Consider the following 7,114-nt stretch of genomic DNA (forward strand, 5'->3'; position numbering starts at 1 on the left):
CGCGCTCGACGCCTACGGCCCGATCACCGACAACGCCGGCGGCATCGCCGAGATGGCCGAGATGCCGGACTCGGTGCGCGACATCACCGACCCGCTCGACGCGGTCGGCAACACCACGAAGGCGGTCACCAAGGGCTACGCGATCGGCTCGGCGGGCCTCGCCGCGCTGGTGCTGTTCGCCGCCTACACCACCGACCTCAAGGAGTTCTTCCCGAACCTTGCGGTCAGCTTCAGCCTCGAAAACCCCTATGTCATCGTCGGGCTGCTGCTCGGCGCGCTCCTGCCGTACCTGTTCGGTGCAATGGGTATGACCGCCGTCGGCCGCGCCGCCGGTGACGTTGTGGTCGACGTGCGTGACCAGTTCCGCGAAAACGCCGGGATCATGGCAGGCACGTCCAAGCCCGACTATGCTCGCACCGTGGACCTCGTGACCAAGGCTGCGATCAAGGAAATGATCATTCCTTCGCTGCTCCCGGTCCTCGCTCCCATCGCGGTCTATTTCGTGATCGCGGCGGTCGGCGGGCAGGCCAACGGCTTTGCGGCTCTTGGCGCATTGCTGCTCGGCGTGATCGTCGGCGGGCTGTTCGTCGCCATCTCGATGACATCAGGCGGCGGCGCGTGGGACAACGCCAAGAAGTATATCGAAGACGGCAACCACGGCGGCAAGGGCAGCGATGCCCACAAGGCTGCCGTCACGGGTGACACCGTAGGCGATCCCTACAAGGACACCGCCGGTCCTGCCGTAAACCCGATGATCAAGATCACCAATATCGTCGCGCTGCTGCTTCTTGCAGCACTGGCAAGTCATGCCGCAGGCTAACGCCTGCTTTGGGGCAAGCAACGCGGTGGGCTAACCCACCCGTAACCCGCAAGTTGGGGAGAGGAGACCCCGCCCGGAGCAATCCGGGCGGGGTTTTTCTATGTCACAGCTGACCGATCAGCCGTTCTCACAACGCGGGATTGTTATAGCAATGCCAAGTGAAGATCGCCGCAGCTCCGCGATGCGGCCGCCAGCTTTCCGCCAGCGCGCGGGTTTCCTTCTCGCTCGGTCGCTCTTCAAGCCCCAGCAACTTGCCCAGCCCCACTTGCACCGCCAGATCGCCAGCGGGCCAGATGTCCGGGCGCCCTTCGGCGAACAGCAGGTAGATTTCGGCAGACCAGCGCCCGATGCCCTTGATCTTCACCAGTTCGGCAATCGCCGCCTCGTCATCTTCAGGCAAGGCATCCAGATCGAGTTCGCCCGAAACCACCAGTTCGCACAAGGAACGTGCATAGCCCTGCTTCTGCCGCGAAAGCCCGCAGGCGCGCAGCGAATCGAAATCGGCGGCGAGCAGATCGTGCGGCGGCATATCCTCGCCCAGCAGCGCCTCCAGCTTGTTCCACACCGATGCTGCGGCCGCCACGCTCACCTGCTGGCCCACGATGGTGCGCAGCAGCGTGCCATATCCCGTCGCCCGGATGCGCGGTTCCGGGTAACCGACGCGCGAAATGGCCGAAGCCAGTGCCGGGTTGCGCTCGGAAATGAAATCCAGCCCCTCGCGTATAGCCTCGCCTGAAAGCCCCACCCTATTTCTCCGCAACAGTGTTTTGGCCGGATCGGCAGTTGCCAAAGCCGAAATCGCGCGATAGCAGCCCCGTCCAAAGGCGAACAGGGGGCGTTGTTTGGGCGCGTATGGCCCTTCGCCGCATTTGGAGAACGGACGATGCCGAAGATCGTAGTTGTCAATCGTGCTGGTGAAGAAAAGACGGTCGAGGCCGATGCAGGCCTTTCGGTGATGGAAGCCATCCGCGACAACGGTTTTGACGAACTGCTCGCGCTGTGCGGCGGCTGCTGCTCGTGCGCCACGTGCCACGTCTATATCGACCCGTCCTTTGCCGACAAGGTTGCGCCGATGAGCGAAGACGAGAACGACCTGCTCGACAGCTCGGACCACCGCAACGAAACCTCGCGCCTGTCGTGCCAGGTGCAGATCACCGGCGATCTTGATGGTCTGCGCGTGACGATCGCCCCGGAAGACTGATTTCCTGCGCCTTGGCGCAATGAAAAAGGCCCGCCTCCAGATGGAGCGCGGGCCTTTTTCATGTGATCCAACCAAACAACGCTGCTCCCCCGCGAAGGCGGGGGCCTCGTGCCGTTTACGGAACCGCGGCGTAAACCTCCTGAGGTCCCCGCCTTCGCGGGGACGCCGGGGCATTCCAGCCTTAAACCCGCAAGCCCGCCGTCTCGTCCAGCCCGGCCATCAGGTTCAACGTCTGCACCGCAGCGCCGCTTGCCCCCTTGCCGAGATTGTCCAGCACCGCGACCAATCGCGCCTGTTCGCCGTCTTCGCTGCCCATCACATGCAGCTTCAGACCGTCCCACGGCTCCATCGAACCACGCAGCAGCATTTCGCCCTCAGCCGGAGCATCCTGCGCCACGGTGACGATCTTCGATTCGCCATAGAACTGCGTCAGCGCCGCGCGCAGCAATTCGGCAGGCACATTGCCCGGCATCACGCCCAGCGGCAGCAGCACTTCCACCACCATGCCGCGATGGGCGGGAATCACTGCGGGGCTGAACAGCGGCGCAATGGCGAGGCCCGCATAGCGCTGCATTTCGGGCACATGCTTGTGCCCGAAGCTCAGGCCATAGCCGCGCCATGCGATATCGCGGTCATCCTCGAACCGCTTGATCAGCGCCTTGCCGCCTCCCGAATAACCGGAAACGCCCGTGCAGGTATATGGCCACGCCGAAGGCAGCAGCCCGTTGTGCACCAGCGGCGCCAGCAGGCCGAGGAAACCCGTGGGATAGCAGCCAGGGTTTGAAACCCGCTTGGCCTCCGCCACCGTTTCACGCCCGACAAGTTCGGGAAAGCCATAGGTCCAGCCATCGGCCACGCGGTGCGCGGTCGAAGCGTCGATCACTTTGGTGCGATCGTTGCGGATCATCGCCACGGCATCGCGCGCAGCGTCATCGGGCAGACACAGGATCACCACATCGGCATCGTTGATGGCTTCAGCGCGCGCGGAATCGTCCTTGCGCCGCGCATCGTCGAGCGCGATCAGCGTGAACTCGCTGCGGCCCGCCAGCCGATCGGCAATCTCAAGGCCCGTGGTGCCCGCTGCACCATCGATGAAGACCGAAGTGGTCATGCCTGCGGCTCCAGTTGCGCAAATTCGACGTAGCCGACCAACTGGTCAGCCTGCGCCTGTCCCCAGGCCCAACCGCCTGCGATATCCAGCACATCGAAAATTTCGCCCGCGCGCAATGCGCGCAGTTCCTCGCCATCAGGCTTGCCTGCGCTGCGCAGCACGCTTGCCGCTTTCACAGTGTGCGGCATCGGCACGGCATAGTGCGGCACGAAGTATCGCCCGGCGAGGCCGATATGCGCCAGATCGCCACGCACCGGCAGATGCGGCTTGTCCGAACGGTCAGCCGGACGCACGAGCGCAAGCTGGCCGGTTGGCACGTCAACGGAAAGAGGCATGGCTTCGACGGTCAATTCTGGATGTCTCCGCAGCAGGAAAGCGGGGCGATTAGCCGCCTCGGCGCTATCAGGCAAGCTATGCTGCATGAAGCATCATTTCAGCCATAGCGCACCTTGAGCAGCCCCCACGCCGCCCGCAGGCCCAGCGCGTCCCCGCCCTTTGGCCGCCCCGGCTTTGCCACGGGCCGCCACGCGAAGGTATCAAAATGTGCCCAATCAATGCCTTCGCCCACAAACCTGTCCAGAAACAGCGCCGCAACACTCGCGCCTGCAAAGCCGTTGGACGGCGAATTCTGCAGGTCGGCAACGTCTGATTTCAGGTATTCGCGATAGCCATCGTGCAAAGGCAATCGCCAGCAGGCGTCATCTCGTTCCAGTCCAGCGCGCAGCAAATCTTCTGCCGTGGCATCGGTCCGGGCAAACATGGCAGGCAGATCAGGGCCAAGCGCCACACGCGCCGCGCCGGTAAGTGTAGCAAAATCGATCACCAGTTCGGGCTGCAGCTCGCAGGCGCGGGTCAGCGCATCGCCCAGCACCAGCCGCCCCTCGGCATCGGTGTTGGTCACCTCGACCGAAAGCCCTGCACGCGAACGCAGAATATCCCCCGGACGGAAAGCGTTGGCCGAAATCGCATTTTCCACCGCCGGGACAATCAGATGCAGCCTGATCTTGAGATCCAGCGCCATGATAAGGCCTGCCAGCGCGATGGCGTGGGCCGCGCCGCCCATGTCCTTCTTCATCAGCGCCATGCCCGACGATGGCTTGATATCCAGCCCGCCCGAATCGAAGCACACGCCCTTGCCCACGATGGCCACACGCGGATGCTTGGGATCGCCCCACTCCATCTCGATCAGGCGCGGCGCATGGCTGCGGGCTGCTGCGCGGCCCACGGCATGAACCATCGGATAGTCCCGCTCCAGCGCATCGCCCGAAACGACGTGGACTTCGGCATGATACCGCTTCGCCAGCGCCCGGACCTCGGCCTCAAGCTGCAGTGGCCCCATGTCCTCAGCGGGCGTATTGACCAGATCGCGCACCATCAGCACCGCAGCAGCCTCCGCCAGCGCCGGCTCGATCAATGCCACGTCCTTGGTAAGCAGGATGCGTGGCTCCGCCTCACTGGCATCCTTGCGGTAGCGGTCAAAGCGATACTGCCCCGTCACCCAGCCATGCAGCGCCTTGCCCGGCTCTCCCCCACCAGCACGGCGATAGGTGCCACCCGGCAGCGCATCTGCCAGCTTGGCCATGCACCATGATGAAAGCTCCGCCACATTGGCCACGCCCGCCACAGCAAACCACCCGTCGCCATCGGGCACGATGGCGTGTTCATAACCGCCACCTTCGAACTTCTGCGCAGCAATCGTGGAACGCTGCGCGCCGTTGAGGCTTTTCAGAAAGTCGGGCAGCGTCGCCTTGTCGACAAGGTGAAGGGCAATGGCCTGCTGGCCGCGATCAGGCTGGATCAGCGCGTGTCTGTCGGTCATGTTGCGAAATACATGGCCCAGAGCGCGGTTTGTGGCGAGAGGAAATGTTGGATGCGTGCAGTCCTGATGGTGTCGTTTCTGGCCTTGGCCGCCTGTTCGGTAAGGGAGGACGAACCGACTGCAACCGCCAGCGAAACGCCTGTTGCCGCACCATCCGCACCACAACCTCCTGCACAAACGCCCGTCACCGCGCGCGAGGTTGACGAAGAGAACGACACTTACGACTTCTCCTATTCCTATCCCGCCAGCGCAGGCGCGGTTCCGGCCCTCAAGGCGATCCTCGATGCCGAACTGGAAAAATCCCGCCGCGATCTGAAGACCGAAGCCGAAGAAGGCAGGAAACTGGCGAAGGAAAGCGGCTTCCCGTTCAATCCCTACAGCTACAGCGTGGAATGGAAGGTCGTGACTGACCTCCCCGCGTGGCTCAGCCTGTCAACACTGGTCGGCACCTACAGCGGCGGCGCGCATCCCAACTATGTGTTCGACACCGTGCTGTGGGACAGGATCGCGGGCAAGCGCCGCAATCCGGTGGACCTGTTCACATCGAAAGCGGCGCTGACAGCGGCCATCCGCGCGCCCTTCTGCAAGGAACTGGACCGCCAGCGCGCGAAGAAGCGGCAGGGCGAGGAACTGGGCGGAATTACCGAATTCAACGAGTGCATCGACCCGCTAGAACAGACGGTCATCCTCGGCTCCTCCAATGGCAAGGCCTTCGACCGCATCGGCGTGCTCGTGCCGCCCTATTCCGCCGGACCCTATGTGGAGGGCGATTACGAGGTAACTTTGCCCGTCACGCAAAAGGTGCTCGACGCCGTTCGCCCTGAATTCAAAGCCACTTTCGTCGCTGGATGAAACATCCCCGCTGCCAGCATCTCGCAATTTTCCGCGAAGGTCGCTAGATGGGGTCCATGACCGAATACATGATTGTCGAAGACCACGATGTCCTGATGCGCGACGGGACGATCAAGCTCCACGGCCCTGCCGGGTTCGAAGGGATGCGCAAGGCGGGCCGCCTCGCCGCCGATATCCTCGATGCGCTCGCCCCGCTCGTCGTGCCCGGCGTTCGGACCGATCATCTGGATGATGTGGTCCGCCAGATGACGCTGGACGCAGGCGCCATCCCGGCAACGCTTGGCTATCGCGGCTATGCGCATTCGTGCTGCATTTCGATCAACCACGTCGTCTGTCACGGCATCCCGTCGGAAAAGACGCTGAAGGACGGCGATATCGTCAATATCGATGTCACCCCCCTGCTCGATGGCTGGCATGGCGATACCAGCCGCATGTACCTGGTTGGCGATGTGCCATTGAAGGCCCGCCGTCTGGTCGATGTGACGCACGAATGCCTGATGATCGGCATCGAAAAGGCCCGCCCCGGCGCGCGCCTTGGTGATATCGGCGCAGCGATTCAGGCCCACGCCGAAAAGCAGCGCTACGGCGTTGTGCGCGAATTTTGCGGCCACGGGCTGGGCCGCCTGTTCCACGATTCGCCCGAAGTGATCCACGCCGCCCGCGCCGGAACCGGCCCGGAACTCAAGCCCGGTATGTTCTTCACGATCGAACCCATGATCAATCTCGGCAAGCCCGCCGTGAAGATCCTAGACGATGGCTGGACGGCAGTGACGCGCGACCGGTCGTTGTCAGCCCAGTTCGAACATTCGATCGGTATCACTGAAGATGGCTGTGAAATCTTCACGCTCAGCACCAAGGGGCTGCACAAGCCGCCTTACGACGCCTGATACATGGCCCCATTTCCGGCTCGTCATTGCGAGCGAAGCGAAGCAATCCAGAGCCATGATGCAAGACGCTCTGGATTGCTTCGTCGCTTTGCTCCTCGCAACGACGAAGCGTTTGGCGAAATGATTTCTGCCCAAAAAACAGGCAGGCCCTGCGCAAAATTTATGCACGATTTGAACAAGCCTGCGCAATCTTGCGCATGGATCGCTTGCGCATTCGATTCAAATCTTGCCGGACCCCTGATTTTACGGCTTTCGCGATGCAGCGCGATGGCCTAGTGGATTGTGACATCAGGTGGCACGATTCTTGTAATGTCGTGTCCAACACACGGGTACAATATGCCGGTTCGCTCCACGCGGGCGCGCCGGCCTGCGTTGCAGGGGTCTGAACGACGTGAAAAAGGTCGAAGCGATCATCAAGCCCTTC

The 7,114-nt window shown here is 62.9% G+C and carries 9 protein-coding genes; 4 read left to right on the forward strand and 5 right to left on the reverse strand.

Features of this window, described 5'->3' with window-relative positions:
* Positions 1-820, forward strand: an 820-nt coding sequence (locus ACOVQ0_RS04555) for a sodium/proton-translocating pyrophosphatase (RefSeq protein WP_421880681.1), incomplete at its 5' end; no start/stop codon positions are given.
* Between the two features lie 127 nt (positions 821-947).
* Here the strand turns inward: ACOVQ0_RS04555 and ACOVQ0_RS04560 are convergent.
* Complete coding sequence (locus ACOVQ0_RS04560; protein WP_421880683.1) at positions 948-1,565, reverse strand: DNA-3-methyladenine glycosylase family protein; 618 nt, start codon at positions 1,563-1,565, stop codon at positions 948-950.
* Between the two features lie 138 nt (positions 1,566-1,703).
* Between ACOVQ0_RS04560 and ACOVQ0_RS04565 the strand changes: the two genes are divergently transcribed.
* The gene (locus ACOVQ0_RS04565) at positions 1,704-2,021 is read left to right on the forward strand and encodes a 2Fe-2S iron-sulfur cluster-binding protein (RefSeq protein ID WP_421880685.1); all 318 of its coding nucleotides are present in this window, start codon (positions 1,704-1,706) and stop codon (positions 2,019-2,021) included.
* A gap of 181 nt (positions 2,022-2,202) precedes the next feature.
* On the opposite strand, the gene argC is transcribed toward ACOVQ0_RS04565, so the two are convergent.
* From argC to ACOVQ0_RS04580, 3 genes are all read right to left on the reverse strand, one after another.
* Positions 2,203-3,132, reverse strand: a complete 930-nt coding sequence (gene argC / locus ACOVQ0_RS04570; RefSeq protein WP_421880688.1) for an N-acetyl-gamma-glutamyl-phosphate reductase — start codon at positions 3,130-3,132, stop codon at positions 2,203-2,205.
* Positions 3,129-3,482: an SH3 domain-containing protein gene (locus ACOVQ0_RS04575; RefSeq protein WP_421880690.1), complete on the reverse strand. Its 354-nt coding sequence runs from the start codon at positions 3,480-3,482 to the stop codon at positions 3,129-3,131. The genes argC and ACOVQ0_RS04575 overlap by 4 nt, the downstream gene beginning before the upstream one ends.
* An 83-nt stretch (positions 3,483-3,565) precedes the next feature.
* Complete coding sequence (locus tag ACOVQ0_RS04580; protein ID WP_421880693.1) at positions 3,566-4,951, reverse strand: leucyl aminopeptidase family protein; 1,386 nt, start codon at positions 4,949-4,951, stop codon at positions 3,566-3,568.
* Between the two features lie 51 nt (positions 4,952-5,002).
* Between ACOVQ0_RS04580 and ACOVQ0_RS04585 the strand changes: the two genes are divergently transcribed.
* Positions 5,003-5,803 carry a DUF4163 domain-containing protein gene (locus ACOVQ0_RS04585; RefSeq protein WP_421880696.1) on the forward strand — a complete coding sequence of 267 codons (801 nt, stop codon included), beginning with the start codon at positions 5,003-5,005 and terminating at the stop codon, positions 5,801-5,803.
* Positions 5,804-5,859: 56 nt separating this feature from the next.
* Positions 5,860-6,690 carry a type I methionyl aminopeptidase gene (gene map, locus ACOVQ0_RS04590; RefSeq protein WP_206066065.1) on the forward strand — a complete coding sequence of 277 codons (831 nt, stop codon included), beginning with the start codon at positions 5,860-5,862 and terminating at the stop codon, positions 6,688-6,690.
* Between the two features lie 160 nt (positions 6,691-6,850).
* Here map and ACOVQ0_RS04595 read toward each other — a convergent pair.
* Positions 6,851-7,114 (reverse strand): hypothetical protein (locus tag ACOVQ0_RS04595; RefSeq protein ID WP_421880699.1); only part of this gene is annotated, 264 nt, incomplete at its 5' end.

Source organism: Novosphingobium sp., assembly GCF_049240505.1.
Lineage (GTDB): Bacteria > Pseudomonadota > Alphaproteobacteria > Sphingomonadales > Sphingomonadaceae > Novosphingobium.